Source organism: Maricaulis sp. W15 (genome assembly GCF_001924955.1).
Classification (GTDB): domain Bacteria; phylum Pseudomonadota; class Alphaproteobacteria; order Caulobacterales; family Maricaulaceae; genus Maricaulis; species Maricaulis maris.
On sequence record NZ_LQXG01000016.1, the window covers coordinates 61649 to 83625 of the forward strand.

Annotated in this window: 19 protein-coding genes and 1 tRNA gene; 10 read left to right on the forward strand and 10 right to left on the reverse strand. The window is 63.2% G+C overall.

The window, feature by feature from the left end; genetic code table 11:
- Positions 1-109 precede the first annotated feature (109 nt).
- From AWH62_RS08280 to AWH62_RS08320, 10 genes are all read right to left on the reverse strand, one after another.
- Positions 110-1264 (reverse strand): hypothetical protein, encoded by a 1155-nt coding sequence (locus tag AWH62_RS08280; RefSeq protein WP_143742984.1) that lies wholly within the window; start codon positions 1262-1264, stop codon positions 110-112.
- Positions 1264-5544, reverse strand: coding sequence for a VWA domain-containing protein (locus tag AWH62_RS08285; protein WP_143742985.1), 4281 nt, complete (start codon positions 5542-5544; stop codon positions 1264-1266). Before AWH62_RS08285 ends, AWH62_RS08280 begins: the two co-directional genes overlap by 1 nt.
- A complete protein-coding gene (locus AWH62_RS08290; protein WP_075190014.1) occupies positions 5526-6086 on the reverse strand; it encodes a hypothetical protein in 561 nt (186 codons plus the stop codon). The genes AWH62_RS08285 and AWH62_RS08290 overlap by 19 nt, the downstream gene beginning before the upstream one ends.
- Positions 6087-6204: 118 nt before the next feature.
- Positions 6205-7710 (reverse strand): tryptophan halogenase family protein, encoded by a 1506-nt coding sequence (locus AWH62_RS08295; RefSeq protein ID WP_075190015.1) that lies wholly within the window; start codon positions 7708-7710, stop codon positions 6205-6207.
- Between the two features lie 14 nt (positions 7711-7724).
- Positions 7725-8768: a cupin-like domain-containing protein gene (locus AWH62_RS08300; protein ID WP_083635089.1), complete on the reverse strand. Its 1044-nt coding sequence runs from the start codon at positions 8766-8768 to the stop codon at positions 7725-7727.
- 5 nt (positions 8769-8773) lie between these two features.
- On the reverse strand, positions 8774-9514 hold the full coding sequence (locus AWH62_RS08305) for a SapC family protein (protein ID WP_198928878.1): 741 nt from the start codon (positions 9512-9514) through the stop codon (positions 8774-8776).
- Positions 9515-9702: 188 nt separating this feature from the next.
- Positions 9703-12804 (reverse strand): TonB-dependent receptor, encoded by a 3102-nt coding sequence (locus AWH62_RS08310; protein WP_198928879.1) that lies wholly within the window; start codon positions 12802-12804, stop codon positions 9703-9705.
- Positions 12805-13432: 628 nt separating this feature from the next.
- On the reverse strand, positions 13433-13669 hold the full coding sequence (locus AWH62_RS08315) for a hypothetical protein (RefSeq protein ID WP_075190016.1): 237 nt from the start codon (positions 13667-13669) through the stop codon (positions 13433-13435).
- A gap of 9 nt (positions 13670-13678) precedes the next feature.
- A complete protein-coding gene (locus tag AWH62_RS17000) occupies positions 13679-13822 on the reverse strand; it encodes a hypothetical protein (protein ID WP_158025588.1) in 144 nt (47 codons plus the stop codon).
- Positions 13823-13930: 108 nt separating this feature from the next.
- Positions 13931-14020 (reverse strand) — tRNA-Ser (locus tag AWH62_RS08320).
- Positions 14021-14300: 280 nt separating this feature from the next.
- On the opposite strand from AWH62_RS08320, the gene AWH62_RS08325 reads away from it, so the two are divergent.
- The 10 genes from AWH62_RS08325 (at position 14301) to AWH62_RS08370 (ending at position 21976) form a co-directional block, all read left to right on the forward strand.
- Positions 14301-14975 carry a 50S ribosomal protein L21 gene (locus AWH62_RS08325; RefSeq protein ID WP_075190017.1) on the forward strand — a complete coding sequence of 225 codons (675 nt, stop codon included), beginning with the start codon at positions 14301-14303 and terminating at the stop codon, positions 14973-14975.
- Positions 14976-14990: 15 nt separating this feature from the next.
- Positions 14991-15260, forward strand: a complete 270-nt coding sequence (gene rpmA, locus AWH62_RS08330) for a 50S ribosomal protein L27 (RefSeq protein WP_075190018.1) — start codon at positions 14991-14993, stop codon at positions 15258-15260.
- A gap of 119 nt (positions 15261-15379) precedes the next feature.
- Positions 15380-15901 (forward strand): GNAT family N-acetyltransferase, encoded by a 522-nt coding sequence (locus AWH62_RS08335; RefSeq protein ID WP_075190019.1) that lies wholly within the window; start codon positions 15380-15382, stop codon positions 15899-15901.
- Positions 15902-15977: 76 nt separating this feature from the next.
- Complete coding sequence (gene obgE, locus AWH62_RS08340) at positions 15978-17042, forward strand: GTPase ObgE (protein WP_075190020.1); 1065 nt, start codon at positions 15978-15980, stop codon at positions 17040-17042.
- On the forward strand, positions 17039-18166 hold the full coding sequence (proB, locus tag AWH62_RS08345) for a glutamate 5-kinase (RefSeq protein ID WP_075190021.1): 1128 nt from the start codon (positions 17039-17041) through the stop codon (positions 18164-18166). Before obgE ends, proB begins: the two co-directional genes overlap by 4 nt.
- 41 nt (positions 18167-18207) lie before the next feature.
- Positions 18208-18765, forward strand: a complete 558-nt coding sequence (locus tag AWH62_RS08350; protein WP_198928880.1) for a nicotinate-nucleotide adenylyltransferase — start codon at positions 18208-18210, stop codon at positions 18763-18765.
- A gap of 30 nt (positions 18766-18795) precedes the next feature.
- Positions 18796-19800 (forward strand): L-histidine N(alpha)-methyltransferase, encoded by a 1005-nt coding sequence (gene egtD, locus AWH62_RS08355; protein WP_075190023.1) that lies wholly within the window; start codon positions 18796-18798, stop codon positions 19798-19800.
- Positions 19801-19820: 20 nt separating this feature from the next.
- Positions 19821-20252, forward strand: a complete 432-nt coding sequence (gene rsfS / locus AWH62_RS08360; RefSeq protein WP_143742986.1) for a ribosome silencing factor — start codon at positions 19821-19823, stop codon at positions 20250-20252.
- Positions 20253-20723, forward strand: a complete 471-nt coding sequence (gene rlmH, locus AWH62_RS08365) for a 23S rRNA (pseudouridine(1915)-N(3))-methyltransferase RlmH (protein ID WP_075190024.1) — start codon at positions 20253-20255, stop codon at positions 20721-20723. It begins immediately after the preceding gene.
- Between the two features lie 32 nt (positions 20724-20755).
- Positions 20756-21976, forward strand: a complete 1221-nt coding sequence (locus AWH62_RS08370) for a murein hydrolase activator EnvC (protein ID WP_075190025.1) — start codon at positions 20756-20758, stop codon at positions 21974-21976.
- The last annotated feature ends 1 nt before the right edge of the window (position 21977 follow it).

Genomic DNA, 21977 nt, shown 5'->3' on the forward strand with positions numbered 1-21977 from the left:
TGGCGCCATTCGGCCAGCGCGGCGGACCGGTTCGCCTTGAATGCTTCTCTGATGTCACGCTCGTGGAGCAGATCCTCGACGTTTCGAAGCGATCGCGCTCAATCCGCGTTTAATCTGACGCGGCCTCGGAGTTGGGCTTGTTGTCTTCGCCAGTGTCATCCCCGCGCGCGCCATCCTCGCTGACCGGCATGTCCATATCGTCCGGCGCCGGGCTCGTGACAGCCCGCCGGCCGCGCAGATAGAACCAACCGCCAAGGCCGAACGCCGCGACGACAAGAATGACCGCCAGTATTGATGGCCAAAGCGGCAAGCGGGCCGATCGCCGGCCCTCGACGACACGGGTCAACTCGCTGGCCACGGCGCCGGACTCATTGGCGGCCCGCAACTCGACACCCAGCGCCTCGCCGATCTGGGCGAGCTGGTGCAGGGCCGGATCATCTTCAGCCAACCCCAGCGTGATCAACTGGCCTTCCATCCGGTCGAGCGGCTGGATCATCACGATCTCGAGCGACTTATAGCCATCCGTCTGCCGGTCGAGCCAGGCGCCCGGGTCGGTAACACCGACATAGACCGGGCGGCCGCTGACCTGGACATACCGCATGCCGTTCCAGCCACCGCTCGTCGTCGGCGAGACGTAGAGCGACTCGCCATCGGCATCGACAACCCGGATTTCCGGCCCGTCATAACCGGCGCGCCAAGCATGCAGCTGAATGCCGAGAACCCCGCGGCGCGGCGGATCGATCCGGAACCAGTCCCAGTCATTATTCGCCAGCCGTATGACACTGTGAAAGGGCAGATCAATATCGCGCGCCTGCTCGACCACATTGTTCGGCTCGAACGCATCATTGGGCGGTCGGGCAAACAGGCGCCCCTGAACCACACCGCCGGCGGCGCCCGCGGGACCGGACGCCATCAGTCGCAGGCTGTGACGCCCCGGCCCGAGCATCATCACCGGTGCATCCATCACCTTTCCGGCGGCGGCATCATCCTCGATCGCGCGCACAGTCACCTCGGTCAGCGCCTCGGGTCCGGAAAACACATCGAAGCGGATCTGGGCCGGACGCTCGAGCCGGACGCTGATCTCGGCCCACCCCGCCTCGTCAAATTCGACCAGTGTGATCTCGTTTGGATCCAATCGGGTCTGCGTTGCAGACGGGCCTGTCGCAAACGCCGTCACCAAGACCACCATGATGACGCCGACGAAGACCCGACTCAGACACCGATCAAGACGCCAAGGATGAAGCGGAGGTTGAAACGCCACCATCAGCCGCTCTCCGGCTCGGCCCGAGAGACCGCATCACCGACCCGGCGACGCGCCTCGGGAAGCTCAACCAGATTGCCGCGGGCCTGGTTGGCGCGATTGCGCACGCGGTCCATATCCGCGCGCCCCCGCGAGCTGCGCCCGACATCGGTGACGGTTTCACTGGGTCTGGAATTGATCCCCCAGCGCAGTCCGGACTGGCGAGTTCGCCCGTAATAGACGCCGTAATCCTTGACCTCATAGACCGCCAGACACCGGCCGTCAGGCAGGACCCGTTCAATATAGCTGTGTTCAATCAGGGTGATACGGTCGAGATGCCGACCGCCGTCCGTGACCTCCACGGCATAACCCGACCAGGTCTCGGCCTGGCAATTGACCGGCGGCTGGGGCGGCGGAGCCGCGGCGGGCTCCGGCGGCGGGGTCGCGTCCGGGGCGCGATGCTGGGCGAGGACCGACTCAAGCTGACGGATCGATCCGGCGACATTACCGTCACAGGTCTCCGCGCCATCAGTAAAGCTGGCATAGCGCCATTCCTGCGCCCGCGGATCCGCAAAGCTGGTGAACAGGCTGCGAGCCCGGTCATGCGCCGCCGCCAGGGGCGTTCCGCCACTCGCCGAGGCCGAAACCAGGAAGTCTCGAATACCGGCGGCATCGCGGGTAAAGCGCCGCGTCGTGAAGCCACCACAACCACTAAAGGCCACGGCGGCGAACTCGATTACCTGGTCTTCGGGAAGATTTTCAAAGGTTTGCGTGATACCGGCCCGAGCATTGGCGAGCCGGTTGCCATCATTCATCGACCCCGAACCATCGAGGATAATCAAAAGGGAAAGCGCCGGCCCCTCGCCCAGCCTGTGCCAGCTATCCGGGCCGCCCTGGGCCGAAACTGCCCCGGCCCGCAGCGCTTCCAGACCGGCCCAATACTGGCCCGACCGCCATTGCGCGGGATCATTGATCACCACCGCACTCGCCGGGTCGGCATCCAGCGGCTGGCCCTCGAGACTGACCGTGACCTGCAGATCACCATTTTCGTCGCGCAGTGTCGCCGCGGTCTCAAGATCGAAACGGGCTTCCCAGCGCGCATTTTCACCGTCCACAGTCGCCGTCGCGCCCCCCACCGTCACGATCGGGGCCGCGGCCAGCGGACCGGAGAATTCCAGCCGCATCCGCCCCTGCCCGGTCTCGCTGACCGCCCGCGCCACATCGACATCAAGCGTGCGGACCGGCGCGCCCAGCGCGTACGACGTCAACTCGCGCTCCGCGTCATAGTCGGGACCGCCCTGCCACTCGGCGCGATAGACCGTGCGGTTGCCCGCGCGCACCTCGATGCGCTCGAGATGGGTCGGAATCCGGTCGACAAGCAGCTGGTGATCCTCATTCGGCTGGGCACCAACAGTTTGCGGGTCGCCATCGGTCCAGGCGCCACGCCGCGATTGCACGCTCACCTGAAGCGGCAAGGGCCCGCGCAGCGCGTCATAGGCGTCACCATCCGCCACGTCGAAACGCCCGCGCCAGCGGCGTGAATCCAGCCAGCGTCCGTCCAGCGGTTCGCCGCCAAGCGTCAGTATCTGGCCCTCCGCATCGCGCTCGATTTCGGCGCCAAAGCGCAATTCAATCGTTAGTTCCGCGCCCGGCAGCACCGGCCGGAAAGCGCGGTCCTCCGGATCAGGGGGCGGGAGGGCCGGGGTCTCGAAAAGTGTCTCCGGATCGGCCCCGAATGCATCTTCAGCGGGCGGCTCCACATAGGCATAGAGCGGCAGGTCCTCACCCCTTGCGGTCACATTGACGGAGACCAGGCGGGGAATTTCGACCTCGCGGCGCAGCACGAAACGCCCGGCGCTGGCGCGGCCCGGATCCGAGTTTCCGGTTTCGGCGCGGGACACGAAAACATAGGTGTGACTGTCGCCTGTTCCCGACCCGCCGGCAGGGTCTGCGAAGCTGATATCGCTGAATATCTCGGCCACCCGAAAGCGGATCCGTGTGTCCGACCAGTCGACAATATCCGTCACAGCAACAGCGCTTCCCGGATTCAGCCCGAGCCGCAACTCGCCAGCCGTGTCGCCGAAATGCCGCCCGCGGATCTCGATCGTGTCGCGCGTGTCCTCAAGGACTGCCACCACGCCCGCGACTGCAAGCTCCTCCTCGGACAGGGCATCGACGACCGGTGTCTGATCGCACCAATTGGCAACCGACTGCATGGCCAGACCGGCATCATCCATCGCGAAGGCGCGGCTCTGGTCGGCACTGAAGTCCCAGCTGACATATCCCGGGTGGAGCGTGTCGATCCGGTCACCGCCGAAGCGCGGTGCGGACCAGTTGTCATTGACGATCCGGCACAAGGGCTCGGTCCGTTCACGCGACCCGTTGAGATCGACAAAGGCGTGTTCGGAAATGCCGGTGGCATCATCGGTTTCATCATAGAGGCGCTGGGCGAGAATGCGGCAGGTCGCCCGTTCATTGTCATCCGCCGAACCGCGCAGCTGCGGCAACAGCGTGTCGGACTGGCGGCAGAAATAATCGGCATGGGAGCGATTGAAAAAGCCGAACACGGTCTGCGCATCGCGGCCGCGCGGATCGCGATCGGGCAGCGTGGTGATCGCAGCCGGTTCGAGATAGCTGGCGGCCGGGTAAACGTCGCCTGTCGGCACGCCGAGCAGCGTGCCCAGCCCGCCCTGGGCCATGTTGAGGCCGGACGGATCGGCGAAGGCCGCCATGCGGGCGCGGACATAGATGCGGGTCACCGACAGCGTGTCATTGCGGCTGTAGATGAAACCGCGCATCTCCGGCGGCAGGTCTTCTGTGGTGGCGTTTCCGGTGACCTCATTGATCACATTGCCGATCCGGAACCCGGCCTGGGCCAGGGTCGAGATCGCGCCGGCCGCTGCGAACTCATTGCCCATGCCAAAGACAATCGCCTCATTGGTCGCCCAGGCGTTGAAACAGTGCGGGCCCAGGCTCTCGCCAGCCAGCTCATTGAGGGCGACACCATCGATGCCAAACCCGTTCCCATCGCTTCCAAAGGCCCGGATCACATCGCGGAAACCGGAGCTCGAACAGGCCATCAGCTCGTTATATTGGCGCTGCACCGGCAGAGCGGTTTCCGAGTTATATTCAACGATATGCCCCGGCAGGCTGACACGGGCCGCATAGCGGCCACGTTGCATGTCCCAGGCGAGATAGTCGCCAACGCCTGGATATTGTTCCTCATCGCCCGGGCGGCGCCAGTTGGCGATCTCGAGCCGAGTCGCGGGCGGATCTCCCGGCTCGGTCAAACCGAGCTGGTTTCCGATCCAGTTGAAGCCCCGCGCGGCCACATTGACCACGGTATTGACCACGCCGACTTCCGGCGAGGACAGGGCGTCGGGCACTGCCGCGACCGACTGATAGCCATGGATGATTCCGGTAAACGCCCCGGCCATCAGGGCGCGGGTCGGATCGAGGGCGATCCCGTTGGCATTGTATTCCGGCGAGCCCCAGCGCTCGAACATATGCCCCATGGCCCAACGATCCTGCAGGAAATGCTGGGCATAGCCCTCGAATGCGAGCGCCTCCATCTCCGCTTCGCGAACGACATCGCGATAGGCTTCAATATTGGCCGGATCGTCGGCCATGCGCTCACGCAGCCGCCGCGCCCGTGCGGCCAGCCCCATCGCTGTGGCGTGCAATTGCTGGTAGGAGCGAGTCGCTTGCGAGCCGAAATGCGACGCGTTGAACCCGCCGCCCTGCCAGTACATGTAGTTGTGACAATCGGCGGGCGTGCCAGCCGGCATCTGCCCGTTGGGCATCGGCGGACACAGCTCGTTGCGATTGATCCAGTCATAGAGCGAGTAACTGAAATCGGGGATGCCCGCGAAATTCGCCGCGCCGGGAACCGTCCGCTGCGGCAGCCCCATCACGTCATCGGGATCCCAGGTCGAGCCCTCACGGCTGCTGCCGATCTCGGATCGGAAATAGCCGGTCGCCAGATCCCGCACAGTCAGGCGATGGGTCGGTGAGAAGCCCCACGGCGAATTGGGCGCCACCCGGTCCAGCGCGACCTGGGCCAGCCAAGCGTGCTCGTTTTCATGGCAATTATCGCGCGAGCTCTGATGACAATAATAGATGCCGTGCCATTTATTGGCATCGGTCACATGGCCGCTGAAGGCACCGGCACGGGCCGATTCCTTTGTGTCATAGGCGGTGGTGAGCCCCAGCAGGACGACGATGGCAGCCAGTCGGCCATAATGGGCCAAGCGCTGCCAGCGCGAGCGCTTGGTGGCCGGATCAGTCACTGCACCGGTGCGCACCACGCCTCCTCCGCGACGAAAATCGCGTCAAATTCTGCCATCAGGCGGGCCAAGTCTGCGCCGGCCTGGTCGGCACGATCCGCAAAGCGGTCGCGACAGGCTTGCGGACAGTCCGCCGCCGCAACACAGCTTCGCAGGGCTGCAGACTTGTCGTCCGGCGTGCTGTCGGCTGTCGGCGCCAGGCAGGTCAGCACCGTGTCCATGCATGCGCCCCATTGCGCGATCGGGTCATCAAGCTCGGGATAGCGAACAGCGGTCAGCACCATGTCATCTTCCCCGGCGCTGCCGTGGCCGATCGGACGGGGGGAGATGAGAACGGGACAGGCCGCGCTGCCGGGAACACAGTCGGGATCAATCTCGTGGGTGCCGACTTCCCACAGGTCGTCGGGCGGAGCATCACGCATCTGCAAGACCCACCAGGCAAGGCCCGCAATGACGAGCGCAAGGATCAGAAAAACGAGCACAATCAACGCGCGACCGCCCGGCGCCCGTGCTGCGGTCGCCTCGGCCTTGTCGTCACCCGATGTCTGATCCTCCCCCATACAGCCTCGCTGGCACGGCCCTGTGGCGGCGCGTTTGGACATGTGACGCTGAACTCGAATGGAACAACCCTAGCACACAGGTCCGGCAGGTCGAGACGTTCCCGGCCTCCAGCTCCGGTCAGGCAGTTTCGGCCGCGCAATACTGGTCGAGAAAGTCCTGGTGTTGCGGCAGCTTGCTCACCGATGCGGCGATATTCGACTTCACCGCGTCCAGCGCCTGGCGCATTTGGTCATATGTCATCAGTCGGCCCATCGCATGGTGGGATTGCGGCTCGATACGCTGGCCCAGCAAGACCTGTAGCCAGGAATCGACCCGGAACAGGTCAGCCCCGTCCTGATAGGCCATGCCCGACTGCCGGAACAGCTCGATCCGGGCGGCCAGGCTGTCGGGTATCGACATGTCCCGACACTGGCGCCAGAACGCCGTCTCATCCCGCTGCGTGGCCTTGTAGTGCAGGATGATGAAGTCGCGAATGCGCTCCAGCTCGTCGCGTGACAGGGCATTGTAGCGGTCACGCAAGGCGTCACACTGATCGCCGAAGGGGAACATCTGGATCAGCCGCATCACCCCGGCCTGGATGAGGTGGATGCTGGTCGATTCCAACGGCTCCAGAAATCCGCTCGAGAGGCCGAGCGCAAGGCAATTGCGGGTCCAGACCTGCTCACGCCGACCGGTCCGAAAGCGGATCACGCGCGGCTCGGTCAGGGGGGCACCGCTGACATTCTCGAGCAACAAGTCCTGCGCTGCTCCGTCATCGAGATGGGCGCTGCAATAGACCAGACCATTGCCGACACGGTGCTGCAACGGGATCTGCCATTGCCAGCCTGCGCCGTGCGCGATGGAGCGCGTATAGGGTCTGGCCGGGCCGGTCGAGCCGGTCTGCAGGGCAATGGCCCGATCCATCGGCAACCAGTGCGACCAGTCCTCGAACCCGGTGCCGAGGGCATCGCCGATCAGCAAGGCGCGAAAACCGGTGCAGTCGATGAAAAAGTCACCCGCGATCCGGGTGCCGTCGTCCAGCCTGAGCGCCGTGATATCGCCGCGCGCACCGTCCGTTCTGACGCCCTCGGTTTCAACGTCGGCAATCCGCCCCTCAACCCGTTTCACGCCCTGGTCTTCGGCAATCTTCCGCAGGAAGCCGGCATAGCGGCTGGCGTCAAGATGATAGGCGTAATTGATCCGGGCATTGGGACCGGTTGCAAACTTTTCAGCCTCGGCGGCCTGGAGCTCGAGACAATACGCGCCCAGCTCTCCAGCCAGTCCCGCCGCGCGAGCCTCCAGCCAGAGATGGTGAAAATCGGCCATCCAGGTCGACTTGCCGAGCTGGCCAAAGGAGTGGAAATACCGGTCGCCCTCGCGGGCCCAGTTTTCAAACGCGATTCCCAGTTTGAAACTGGCCTGGGTCTCGCGCATGAAGGCGCGCTCATCAATGCCCAGCAGATGATGGAATGTACGGTGGGTCGGGATCGTCGCCTCGCCGACACCGACCGTCCCGATCGCGTCGGATTCGACCAGCGTGATGTCGAGCAGGGGACCAAGCTGGCGAACGAGGGCCGCCGCGGCGATCCAGCCCGCTGTCCCGCCGCCGGCGATCACCACACGCTTGCTTCGTGACTCTGCCATCGGGCCTCCCGGTTTCAGCGATTTAGCCGCTGCAGCAGCTGCGCCCGCAAGCGGCGGGCAAGACGATCATCCATCGGCGCCAGCGCCCCCCGGGCATGCGCAGGCAAGTGCGCAGCCGGCGCCTCGGCATCGCCGAAAATGTAATAGTCGAACAGGGACCGCCAGGCGTCCTTCTCGGCGCGCGGTCGATCCCGCAGGCTCATCATGGCGAGCTGCAGGGCATGCATTGGCGTGTCGATGAAATCGGGCACCGGATTCCACCAGTAGTTCATCATCACATTGAACGAATCGAGTGCCTCGACCTGGTGCCACCACAGCGCGGGATAGATCAACACATCTCCCGGATCGAGTTCGGCGACGCGTGCCGCATCCAGCGCCTGCCGGGCAGCCGGGTAGCGCACGAAATCCGGTGTCCGGAAATCGACCATCGAGACGACTTGTCCGCCTGGCGTCGGCTCCAGCGGGCCGGGATAGAGATTGGCAACCTGGTCGGGCGGGAAAAGGGTGAAACGGCGGCGGCCAACGAGGCAACAGGCGAGATTGTTGGAAATGTCAAAATGCGCTGCAGCCATGGTCTGATTGCCCATCCACAGACTGACAATGGGCCGCGCGCCGGCAAACAGGGCCGCCGTGTCGAGATCGTTCTCGGCCCGCAGGCCGGGCAGGTAGGCATCGACATCGGTTGAACCGACATAGACCGCATCGGTCGTGGCCGCATCTGCCGACCTCCCCAGGGTGTCGAACACCGAGGCCAGCGGCGCTCGCGACGCCGAGAAATTCATGGCGGTCAGGGTATCATTGTAAAAAAAACGGCCGTCTATCCCGGCCTCTCCCCGATAGACAACGACATCGCGCGTTCCGGCAAAGCCAAGCAGGTAGGCCATCGCTCGCCCGACCGATTCCCGCCCTTCGGCGACGGCCGGCCAGTCCGCAACCATGCCCTTGAAGATGACGGGTTCGCCGTCAGACAGGCAGGCGTCAACATCATCCGCGGTGGCCTTGCGTCCCGCGATCTCCCGCACACGTCTGACTGCAGCCAGCGCTGCCGATGACGCCATGGCACTCAGCCCCTCGCCCGCTTCTGATTCTTGCGGGCGATCAGGCGAGTGACATTGCCCAGCGACGCGGCAACCAGGAAAGCCGCACCGAGAAAGCCGGAGGCGTTCAGTGTCTTCAGTGTTTTCGCGTCGAGTGCGGCGAGCTTTTCCTCGCTGATCGTATGGAAATCCGGCAGACGGTACGCGGTCTCGTCATCGAGTTGGATCTCGATCGCGACAGGTTCGAACAGACCGGCCGCGTCGAAGGCCGCATACATTTGCGGACCCTGTTCCAGCCCGTTATGGATCACACCCAGCATATGGGCGACCCGCTCAAGATAGGGCGCATGGCCGCCTTTTGGCAGGAAGACGGGCTCACCTTCCTGCCCGGAAATATCAACACGCGGATCGTCCAGATTGACCTGGATCATGGGCTCACGAACGGATTGACCATCCTGTTGGCGCTCCTGCATGCCGATCAGGAAGGGCCCACGCGCCAGCACGGCCGGCAGGTATTCGCTCGTCCAGCCATCATCGTCGAGAAACAGGTTCTCATCGCGGTCAAGGCCGAGCAAGGCAATGGCCTTGTACCCATCCGCCTCCTTTCGGAACAGGATCGGGTATTCCCGCTGCAGGTCGGCGAACTCCGCGGGGAAGACCAGGATCTGGTTGACCCGGTGACCGGGGTCAACGCCCTGGTCGGTCCGGACGCAGAGATCCTTGTGACTGACATTGTCCAGCAGGACCGTATTTGTCATCGCATTCATGCTCGCACCTGTCTTTCGATGTCATCGTCGGACAAACCCGCGTCGGGTTCAATGCCCCACCGCTGGCCTCGGCCATTGACGCGACCAGCCGGACAAGAAGAGGCGGCCGCCAACAAGTGGCGGCCGCAGGTGAGGAGTGACTGATCATTGTCACTGCAGGAAGTATCTGATTGGAAAGCCTGCCACCGTCAGAAGCGGTAGCGAGCCCCCAGCAGATATCGCGGATCCAATTCCTGAGCGAACCAGACATTGGAACTGTCGCGACCAAATGTCCGCAGGTCTTCACCTGTGATGTTGATCGCCTCGAAGGAGACCACCAGGTCATCGGTGACGTCGTAGGACACATTCAGGTCAAGCTGTCCGAAGGCCTCGACAAAGACCGGGTTGCGCGATCCGCCGCCCCGGTTTGTCTGGGACAGGAACTCGTCACGCCAATTGTAGGCGAGACGGGCGGACAGTCCGTGCTTCTCGTAGATCAGCGTCAGGTTGGCCGTGTCGGAAAGACCGACAAGGGCAAACTGGTCAACGCTGGGATCCGCCCCCACATCGATGGAGACATCACCTTCGACCAGGGTGTAGTTCGCCTGGACGCCGAAGCCGGTATCGCCGAAGAAGTGCTGGGCCGCGATTTCCAGACCGTGGATCTTGCCTTCCCGATTGTTGATCGGACCCGTGACTTCGAACTGGAAGAGCGGATCGCTCGCATTCGGTGTCACATCATAGGCTGCGAGAATCGCGTCGATGAAGGCCTGGTCCAAGGCACCGCCACTATAGTTGGCCTGGAATTCAGCCGTTGCCGCAGCAACCGAGCCACGTTGCTCGATCAGGGCCGTCATCGTGAACAGGTTCACATCGGTCGGATCTGCGCCGATTGCCCCGAGTGCATCAACCGCATCGCCGGACCGTGTGCCGGCCGCGCCGGAACTCGGATCCCGCAGGCCGAACAGGTTGCGGGTAGTCTGGCCGGTCCCGACGAAATTGCGGACACGCTTGTCGAAGAAGCCGATCGAGACATAGCTCGCATCGTCATAATACCACTCCAGCGAGACGTCGAAATTGTCGGACTCCAGCGGAAGCAGTCCGGCATTCCCGGTCGAGCCTGATGCGATACCACCAAGCGCGGTTGGCCGCGGCGGCGTGTCGGCATCATCGGCAACGAAGAGATCGCCGTAGCTGGGCCGCGCAATCGTATTGCTGAACGAGGCCCGGGCAATCACGTCATCCACGATCTCGATCTGGAAATCGAGGCTCGGCAGGACATTGTCATAGGACCCTGTCGAGGAGACCGGCTGCACCGCGTTGGAGAGCTGGATCGTGAAATCATTGTCCGACTGCCAGATAATGGCTTCCGGAACAGCGACCAGTGCGGTGGATTCGACCGACGTGTCTTCATAGCGGACACCCGCCACGAAGCTGGCCGGGCGACCCATGAGCTCGCCTTCCATGATCACCTGCGCGTAGGCGGACCAGATCTCCTCATCGACCTGGTTGAAATCCTCGCCCGTCGCGCTCACAGCGTTGCCCATGCCGGCATAGACCGGAGACAGGGCGTTGTAGATGTCGACCGCATTGCCGCGGAACGCGACCAATGAGTCGCCACTGGACATCGGATCATAGGAGTCGAAGAGGCAGGTCAGGCAGTAGGATTCCAGCATGCCGGCGGCGTATTGCTCGACATCACCGACATTCGAGATGCCCCAGTCGCCAAGCGTCTGTTGCGTCTGGGACCGCTGCTGGACCATCGTCGAACTGCGGTAGCCGATACCAGCATCAAACCGGCTGCCATTGCCCAAGTCCCAACCGGCATCGAGACGGAACTCATCGATGTCATGTTCCTGGCTGGACGCAATGGTTCGGGCGATCTGCGTACCGATATCACCGACATCAAGAACGCCATTGCCATTGCCGCGGACGCTGTCATCGATCGTGATGCTCTGAACCGGGAAACCGCTCGAGAAATCGACAGAGTGCGCGGCGATAACCGGCGCGCCCATGCTGATCAGGGTCGAGCTGACACCCATCGGATTGTTCGGCGTACTCTCCGAGCTTGAGGTGTGCGCGTCGAAGGTCAGCGAGAAGTCATCCGACAACCACCATTCAGCATTGAAACCAAAGGACTGCAATGTGTCCCTTGTGGCCCGGTATTGCTGCTCGAAACCGGTGTCTTTCACGCCGGCGATGTTTTCTTGCAGGAACAGGGTCGAAGCGACAACCGGGTTGCCGTCGAAGGTCACCTGGTTGAACGGACGGTTGAACCAGTTGGTCTGGTCCGTGCGCTGTTCATCAATATCGTTCCGGGCATAGGTGGCGTCCGCGGTAAGCGTCAGCGCATTGGTCGGCCGGAACTGGAAGACAAGCTGGCCGTTGATGCGCTCGCGTTCGGCCTGGGCGAGGTGGTAGCGGCTGTCATTGGGATAGGCCACCAGCTGGTTGGGATCCGGCGAATTGGTAATCGTGGTCCCGGCCGAGACCCGGCCGTTGGCCGGATCAAGGAAGGCGCTGCCACGTTCGACGTTCCAGCCATTCACCGTAGCGGAGCGCGAGGCACTGTCACGACGCTGGACGGAGCCGAACAGGGATACACCCACGGTCTCTTCCGGGTTGGCCCAGCTGAGCAGGCCAGTCAATTCCGGCGTCAGGTCGGAACCGGTGACGACACCCGTGTCGTGCATGCCCTGGACCCCGATTGTGCCCGTCAGGCCATCCGGATTGTCGAGCGGGCGACGGGTCGCAATATTGACCGTGCCGCCAATGCCGCCGGACGCGATTTCGGCGCGCCCGGTCTTGTAGACCTCCAGCGTCCGAACGCCTTCCGAGGCGAGGTTGGAGAAATCAAAGGAACGGCTGTCGCCGGTCGCGAAATCGGCATTCTGATCACCACCAACTGTCTCGACATTCGCCGTCGGCATCGTCCGCCCGTTCAAGGTGACCAGGGTGAAGCCGCTGCCGAACCCGCGCACCGTGACCAGTGAGCCTTCACCGTTCACACGGTTGATCGACACGCCGGTAATGCGCTGAAGGGATTCCGCAAGGTTGGTATCGGGGAAACTGCCGATGTCGTCGGCCGAAATGGCGTCGACCACGCCATGAGCGTCCCGCTTGATGTCCATGGCCTGTTCGAGCGAACCGCGCACACCGGTCACGGTGATCACATCCTCGCTGCCATTGTTCTGGGCCTGTGCCGGAGCCAGGGCGCCGACCGCCATGGTCGACACGCCTGCCAGAAGTGCCACCCGGCCGAATCGCCGGACGGGACCCATTAGCCCCGCTTGCTTGTTTGAACTTGTCATCCGTTCCTCCCCTGGATGTGGTCGCCGGGCACCTTTTGATGTCCCGGGAATTCTGGTGCCTGTTTCGGCACGTTGCAGGTCTGGTTAAACAGATTGGCCTACGAAGCCGCGGTCGAATGGTATCGACAATGCGTGCCGACATGGCGTCGCGGTCAGCCCCTCCTCGCTTCGTTCAGGCCCCTGCCTCCCCTTTCTCGGCGAATTGCCGCTGACGCCTATTTGTCAGACATATAAAACCAACACGGGGTTTAACCTCCGGTCGGGTGGATACAGGCCGGCCAACGCAGCAGCAACATCACAACGTGCAGCGTCAACGTTTGCGCTTTTGTCGTACGATGTCAATTGTTGTTTTGCGTCATTCTCACGAGAAATTTCCCACTTGAGGCGAGTTTCTGCTCATCATGAGCCCGAACCCGGGCTCAAGCGCGTGAATGTGGGAGAAATTTTTATTGTCAGACATAATGCTTTGCGACGCACCAAAAGCGGAAGCGACAGCGCGCCATGAATCGCCTAACCGATTGAAAACCCAGCGCTAGGTGTGGGTTCTCACTTAACGCCTGGAATTCCTCGCTGCCGGTGTCAGGCATTTGAAGCCCCGTCTGGGTAGCCACTTGCCCCGCAATATGGATCAGGCCTGGATTGAATGACGGAGTTCAACCGGGTGGGTTAACCTGGCGATCTCTTCCTGCTGGTCGAACAAACACGGTGGCGCGGCATCCGGCTCCGGCGGCGGCGGCGGCGAGCGATACCCCTCTGCTAGCTTCCGGTAGAATGCTTGAGCGATTTCGCGGGCATCATTGATGCTTAAGCCCTTCACGAGACGTAGCTTATCGCACAACTGCGCAAAGGCGAGCGTCGCATTCAACGCTCGGCGCTACGCCACCTTGGACTCGCGGATTCTGACCGACCAACGAAGCTCCTTGCGCTCCAACGCCCGCTGAAGATCTACCGGCACATAGAGCCGGACCTGGAAGCTCTTTCCGCGCACGACGAAATGTTGCACCCGGCGGCCGCTCATCGCACCGCCTCCCGTGGGAGGAATAGGAATAGGTAATAGGAACGTTTTGGCCTGACCGCCAAACGCCAAAATCGTACCCCGTGGAGGGATTTGAGGTTTTGGGAATAGTGGCGGAGAGAGAGGGATTCGAACCCTCGGAACGCTTGCGCGCTCAACGGTTTTCGAGACCGCCCCGATCGACCACTCCGGCACCTCTCCGCGGGGAAGCGGGGTTGTGGCCGAATGAACGGACAAAATCAAGGGGGGATCGCGGTCGGCATACAGGACCACCGGACATGCCCCCACTGCCCTTTTCGTTGACTCTTTGACGGGCATGCGTATAACGCCCGCTCCTGCTCGCTCGGCTTGCCGTTGCGGGCCCATAAATCATGAACAACGCTCCGGGCATACGGAGTGAAGAAAAAGGACCCGCCGGGCCAACAGGATCAAGGTGATCCCGTGGCAACCGGACGGATCGGACACAAGGATAGAAACGATCATGTTTGCTGTGATCAAGACAGGCGGTAAGCAGTACCGTGTTGCCGCTGGCGACGAAATTCGCATCGAGAAGCTTGAAGGCGCCGCTGGCGACACGCTCGATCTCGGTGAAGTTCTAATGCTCGGCTCCGATGCCGGCGTCACGGTCGGCTCGCCGACCGTTGATGGCGCCCAGGTGATCGGCGAACTGCTCGACACCAATCGTGCGCGCAAGATCATCGTCTTCAAGAAGCGCCGCCGCCAGAATTATCGTCGCACGAAGGGCCACCGTCAGTGGGGCACCGTCGTTCGCATCGCGGAAATCGTTGCACCGGGCGACAAGGCCAAGACGGCTCTGAAGTCGACCACGGCGGCCCCGAAGTCTGCCGAGACCCCGAAGGCGAAGGCCGCTCCGAAAGCCGAGAAGGCTGCTGCCCCGAAAGCTGCAAAAGCGGCGGCTCCGAAAGCCGAGAAGGCCGCTGCCCCGAAAGCGGCTGCTGCCGACGCGCTGACCGAGCTGACCGGTGTGGGCCCCGCCCTCGCCACCAAGCTGAATGAAGCCGGCATCACCACGTTCGCGCAAGTCGCGGCCTGGACCGACGCCGACCTGGACGCCCTGAACGAGACCATCACCGGTCTCAAGGCCAAGGCTGAGAAAAACGACTGGATCAACGCCGCCAAGGCGCTGGCCAAGTAATCGGAGGATTGATCAATGGCTCACAAAAAAGCAGGCGGTTCATCCCGTAACGGTCGCGACTCCGCAGGTCGCCGCCTTGGTGTGAAGAAATATGGCGGCCAGGAAGTCATTCCGGGCAACATCATCGTGCGCCAGCGCGGCACCAAGGTGAATCCGGGTGCCAATGTCGGCATGGGCAAGGACCACACCCTCTTCGCGCTTACCGAAGGCCGCGTGGTCTTCGCGAAGAAATCCGGTGGCAAGTCTTTCGTCTCGGTCGAGCCGATTGCCAAAGCTGCAGAATAAGCGGTTCGCACATACTCGGACCGTGTCTTGAACAGGCAGGGTCCGACAGCGCCAGACGCGTTAAAGGGGAGACGGACCACCGCCTCCCCTTTTGTTTTGTCCCCGTCGAGGAGAGGGTCATGGGCCCGCGGATCGAAACCGAACGCCTGGTGATGCGTCTGCCCGTCCTGGAGGACGCAACCAATATCGCCACCTATCTAGGTGATTTTGATGTCGCCAAGAACACGGCACGGGTGCCGCACCCCTATCCGGAACTCGCTGCCGAGATGTGGGTGCTGATAACGCGCGCCGGCTGGCAACCCGGCGGCAATCTGTCGCTGACCGTCGAGATGGATGGGGCAGCGATCGGCGGTGGCGGCGTTTTCAAGCGCAAAGCCGATGCCGATTGGGAGATCGGCTACTGGATCGGCAGGCCCTGGTGGGGCCAGGGCCTCGCAACCGAGCTCGGCCGCGGCCTGGTGGACTATGCCCGCGAGAGCCTGGGCACACGCCGGCTGATCGCCGGGTACTACAAGGACAACCCTGCGTCCGGACGCGTGCTCGAAAAGCTCGGCTTCGTTCACGAGGGCGAGGGCGTCCGTGCATTCTCCATGGCGCGCATGGGTCCGGCAGACATGCATGAGCTTTCGTTGGCCCTGTAACCCCGCCCTGTTGGGCGCGTGCCAACCGACGCAGAAACCGCTATAGCCGAAACAGATTGATCAGGAACACGCAGCCATGAAATTTCTCGACCAAGCCAAAGTCTATGTCCGCTCCGGGAATGGTGGCGGCGGCTGTGTGTCGTTCCGGCGCGAGGCCTATGTCGAATATGGCGGTCCCGATGGCGGCGATGGCGGCAAGGGCGGCGATGTCTGGATCGAGGCGGTCGAGGGCCTCAACACGCTGATCGACTATCGCTACAAGCAGCATTTCAAGGCCGATACCGGCATGCACGGCATGGGACGCAACCGGACAGGCTCCAGCGGCGAGGATGTCGTCTTGCAGGTCCCGGCCGGCACCCAGATCCTCGATGAGGACAGGGAAGAAATCCTCGCCGACCTGACCGAGATCGGTCAGCGCGTGCTGCTGGCGCGCGGCGGCGATGGCGGCAAGGGCAATTCCCATTTCAAGACCTCGACCAACCAGGCCCCGCGCAAGACCATTCCCGGCTGGCCCGGCGAGGAACGCTGGATCTGGCTGCGCCTCAAGCTGATCGCCGATGTCGGTCTTGTCGGCCTGCCCAATGCCGGCAAGTCGACCTTCCTGTCGGTCGTCAGCCGCGCCAATCCAAAGATTGCCGCCTATCCCTTCACCACACTCTATCCCAATCTCGGCGTCGTCGATCTCGGACCGAGTTCACGCTTCATCGTGGCCGACATTCCGGGCCTGATCGAAGGTGCCCATGAAGGCGCCGGCATCGGTGACCGTTTCCTGGGCCATATCGAGCGCTGCGCCTCTCTGATCCATCTGGTCGATGGCACGCAAGACGATGTTGCGGCGGCCTACCAGACGGTCCGTGGCGAGCTGGAGGCCTATGGCGACGGCCTGCCGGACAAGCGGGAAATCCTGGCCCTCAACAAGATCGACGCCCTGGATGCCGACATGGTCGCCGGGAAAGTCGCAGAACTCGAAGCCGTGAGCGGCAAGACCGTGATGACCCTGTCCGGCGTCTCCGGCGATGGCGTCAAGGAATTGTGCGGCGGCGCGTGGGAGATCGTCCTGGACACGCGCCGGGCCGAAAAGGAAGCCATTGAGGCCCAGCTCGCGGCAGAAAACGGCGAAGAGGGCTGGACACCGTCATGACCCGAACGGGCTTCGACGCCGCACATTGCGTCGTGGTCAAGGCCGGATCGAGCCTCCTGCAGGCCGGCGATGCGGTCATCGCCGCGATTGCGGACGATATTGTCGCACTACGGGCCCGGGGCGCGCGGGTGACGATTGTCTCATCCGGTGCCGTTGCCCTCGGACGTGATCGCCTCGGCCTGCCGTCCGGCAGTCTCAGTCTCGAACAGAAACAGGCCGCCGCAGCGGCCGGCCAGCCGCGCCTGCTTGACCTGTGGGATCGCGCCTTTGCGCCGCATGGTGCTGTCACCGCCCAAGCCCTTCTGACCCTTGACGTAACCGAGAACCGGCGCAGCTGGCTGAATGCCCGGGCAACGCTGGGAACTTTGCTCGAACTCGGCGCAATCCCGATCGTCAACGAGAATGACACCATCGCCACCGACGAAATCCGCTATGGCGACAATGACCGCCTTGCCGCGCGCGTCGCACAGCTGACCGGCGCCGACCTGCTGGTGCTGCTCAGCGACGTCGCGGCGCTGCATGATGCCGATCCCCGCACCGTCACCGCCGCCCGCCCGCTTCACGATATCCCGGTCATCGACGCCGCCATTCACGCCATGGCCGGCGATGCCAATACCGCCGCTGGCGTCGGCACGGGCGGCATGCGCACCAAAATACTCGCCGCCGAACTCGCCGGCAGTTCTGGTTGCGCGACCGCAATTGCGCTTGGCACCGCGCCGAACCCGGTACTCAGCCTGGCGCGCGCCGATCACGGCTCCTGGTTTCACCCTGCCCGCAATTCTGCAAATGCCCGTGAACGCTGGATTTCCGGGGTTGTGAGCCGCAGCGGCGCCGTCCGCATAGATGCCGGGGCCACACACGCGCTGTTGGCAGGAAAATCCTTGCTCCCTGTCGGCGTCCGGTCGGTCGATGGGCAGTTTGAGCGCGGGGAAACCATCCGCATCCTCGACCCGGATGGACGCCTTGTCGCTCGCGGCGTCTCCGCCTACTGCGCCGACGACGCCCGGCGCGTCGCCGGATGTCGGAGTGACGAGGCGGAAGCCAGACTTGGCTACCGACGCGCCGCCGCCCTTGTCCATGCCGATGACATCGTCTGCGTGGTCGCGCCGGGTCTCGACGCATGAGCCGGGCCGGCGCACTTCGTGGCGACGGGCTGGCGCGCGGGATGCGCATCGGCCTGTTCGGCGGCAGTTTCGATCCGCCGCATGCCGGCCATCTCCACGTCGCGCGAACTGCCTTGCGGCGCCTTGGACTGAACCAGGTCTGGTGGCTGGTCTCCCCGCAGAACCCCTTGAAAACTTCGCCTTCGGGCGACTTCCAACGACGCTTCAATGCCGTCCGGACCCTCGCCACCCAACCCGGTATGCACATTACTGATATTGAATCCCGGCTCGGCACCACCCGGACAATCGACCTGCTGACGCACCTCAAGACCCGCCATCCGGGCGTTCACTTCGTCTGGCTCATGGGCGCCGACAATCTCGCCGGCATTCACCGCTGGGCCCATTGGCCACAAATATTCCGCTCGGTCCCGGTGGCAGTGATCGCGCGCCCCCAGGACGCTGTGCGGGCACGCCTGTCACGGGCGGCGACCCAATTCGCGACATCTCGCATTCGTGAAAGCGAAGCCGCCGCCCTCCCCCTGCAATCAGCTCCGGCATGGACCTATCTGACTGAGCGGCTACACTCACACTCATCGACAGCGCTGCGCGCGCGCCACTGATCTTTCCGCCGCCGCCGACAGGACAATCCCATGCACGACCGGATAACCGGCCGCCCGAGCGCCCACGCAACGCTTGCCTTCTATGACGACCAACACCCGCCCGCCGGCGACTTTCTGGCGGACGTGCTGGACGGGTTCTCGCGGACCCCCAAGCAGCTGACCCCAGTCTATTTCTACGACGCCAAAGGGTCGGCGATTTTCGACGAAATCACAGCACTGCCGGAATACTACGTCACCCGCACAGAGCTCGCGATACTCGACAGGATCGGCCCGGAACTGGCTGCACTGGCCGGGCCCGGCGCGGTCGTGATCGAACCCGGATCCGGCTCCAGCGTGAAAATCCGCAAGCTCTTGAACGCACTGTCGGAGCCTGCGGCCTATGTCGGTCTCGATATTTCCGGCGAACACCTGGAGGCGGCGTGCCAGGAGATTGCGGCGGACTATCCGGCACTGCAAGTCGGCGCCATTTGCGCCGACTTCACCCAAGGCCTTGATCTCAGCCATCTTCCGCTGGAAAGCGGTCGGCGCATAATCTTCTTCCCGGGATCCACGATCGGCAATTTCGAACCGAATGGCGCCCACGCTCTGCTGGCGGGCTTTCGGCGAGCCATGCGGCCTGGAGATGCCGTGTTGATTGGCGCCGATCGGGTGAAGGACCCCGCCACGCTTGTCGCGGCCTATGCCGACGCCCAGGGCGTGACTGCGCGCTTCAACCTCAATCTTGTCGAACGGATAAATCGGGAACTGGGCGGTACAATCGATGCAGGCGCCTTGTCACACGAAGCTGTGTGGAACCCCGATTTCAACCGCATCGAGATGCATCTTCGTGCCGATGCCGATCAACAGTTCGACGTCGCGGGGCGTACTTTCCAACTGCGCGAGGGCGAAAGCATCCATACGGAAAACTCGCATAAATTCACCCCGGACAGCTTCACTTCCCTTGCAAAATCAGTGGGTTTTGATGTGCTTCACACTTGGTCTGACGAGGCTGAGCTGTTCTCGCTTCACTGGCTCGAACCATCAGCAAAAGCGTGATATAGCTGAGTTGTGTTTGGATGACAGAGAGGACATTGACCCTGTCTACGGAATTATCGCGCCGCGCTGAGCAGGAAACGGCATCCGCCGTTCGCGTCACCGGCGATGACGGCCCTGTTGAGGCCTTGGAAACCCTTATCCTCGACTCGCTTGATGACGACAAGGCGGAAGACGTCGTTGCCATCGATCTGCGTGGAAAATCATCCATCACCGACATCATGATCATCGCATCCGGTCGCTCGGCGAGGCATGTCGCCGCGCTGGCCGATCACTTGGTGCGCAAGCTCAAGGAAGCCGGCTGCGGCAAGGCCCGGATCGAGGGCACCCAGACGAATGACTGGGTTCTGATCGACATGGGCGATGTCATCGTCCACCTCTTCCGGCCGGAAGTGCGTGAGTTCTACAATCTGGAAAAGATGTGGTCGGTCGAACCGGACGCGTCGGCCTCCTAGGTGAAACTGCGCATCGCCGCCCTGAGCCGGATCAAATCCGGCCCGGAGCGCCTCCTCGTCGATGACTATCTGGAACGCGGCACCGCAACGGGCCGCGCCGTGGGGCTGGGCCCCTGCCTCGAGACCGAAATCGACAATCGCGCGCTCAAGACCGCCGGGGAGGAAAGCCGTGCACTCGCGGCGAGCCTGGAAAGCGGCGCCCGGCTTGTCCTGCTCGATGAGCGCGGCAAAGCGCTCAGCTCGCGCCAACTCGCCGGCCAGATCGAGCGCTGGCGTGATGAAGGGTGCCGAGAGACGGTCTTCTGTATTGGTGGCGCCGACGGGCATGACCGCTCGCAATTCCCCAAGCCGGACCTGATGCTCTCATTCGGACCTGCCGTTTTTCCCCATAAACTCGTCCGGGTGATGCTGGCGGAACAATTATACCGCGCCGTCTCGATCCTCGCCGGCACGCCCTACCATCGTGATTGAGCGTTAACCGCGAGAGAGCTAGCCTTCCCGCCATGTTGACCGTTTTTGCCGCCCTGCTTCTGACCCAGACCCAACCCGCGCCGCCACCCGATGCGGGCGAAGCGGCACGTCTGGAACAGGAAGAGCGCGAAAGCGCTGAACGCGCCGAGGCGGCTCGCCGGCAAGCCGAAGAACTGGCCAGTGAAGTCGGTCTGATGCAGCGCCAGCTGGTGGATCTCGGCGAACGCGTCGGGGCTAGCGAAAATGCGGCGCTGGGCGCAGAGCGGGAATTGGCCCGGCTCGGCCAGGAAGAGGCCGAATTACTGTCTCGACTGACGGCCGACCGGGAAACGCTGATCGATATCCTCGCCGCGATTCAAAGAATTGAGAGCCAGACACCACCGGCGGTCATGGCTGCACCTGACGATGCTGCGGAGGCGGCACGTGCCGCGTCTCTCATGGCCGAGGTGGCACCGGCGCTGCGCGAGCGCGCTGACCAGATCGCGACCCAGCTGACACAACTGCGTGAGGTGCGCGCCTCGATCGAATCTGAACAAGCGTCACTGTCGACTGCCGAACAAGCGCTCTCCGCCCAAAGATTGGAGCTGGAAGTCTTGATTGCGGAACGAAGAGCGCTCGAGGCGCGGCGGCGCAACGAGGCGGTCTCATTCCTCGAGGCAGCCAGTGACGCCGGTCAGCGGGCGCGCTCCATTCGGTCCCTGATCAGCGAACTCAGCCGCATGTCCGAGGTCATGCCGAGCCTCAATCCACGCCGCCTGCCGCCTGAAACCGGCGTTCCGGCCCCGCGGCCACGGCCACCGCGCGACCTTGTCGCTGCCCGCGTGCCGAATGCGCCACTGGAAACACTGCGCTTTGCCGATGCCCGCGGTCGCCTGCGGATGCCAGCCTCCGGCGAAATCGTCCGCGCATTCGGCGAACTGGCCGAAGATGGCACAGCATCTGAAGGAATATTCATTCGGACCCGAGCCCGGGCACAGGTAGTGTCACCCTTTGATGGTCGCATTGAGTTTGCCGGACCGTTCAACACATACGGCGGCCTCTTGATACTCAATGTTGGCGATGGCTACTATGTCGTACTGGCAGGCATGTCCGTAACCTATGCCAGTGTCGGTCAAAGCGTACTCGCCGGTGAACCCGTCGGCGCAATGTCCGAAACTGCCCAAACGGCACCAGACTTGTATCTGGAGCTGAGACGGAATGATGATGCGATCGATCCCGGCCCCTGGTTCCGGACCCGGTCGCAACAGGGCTAGA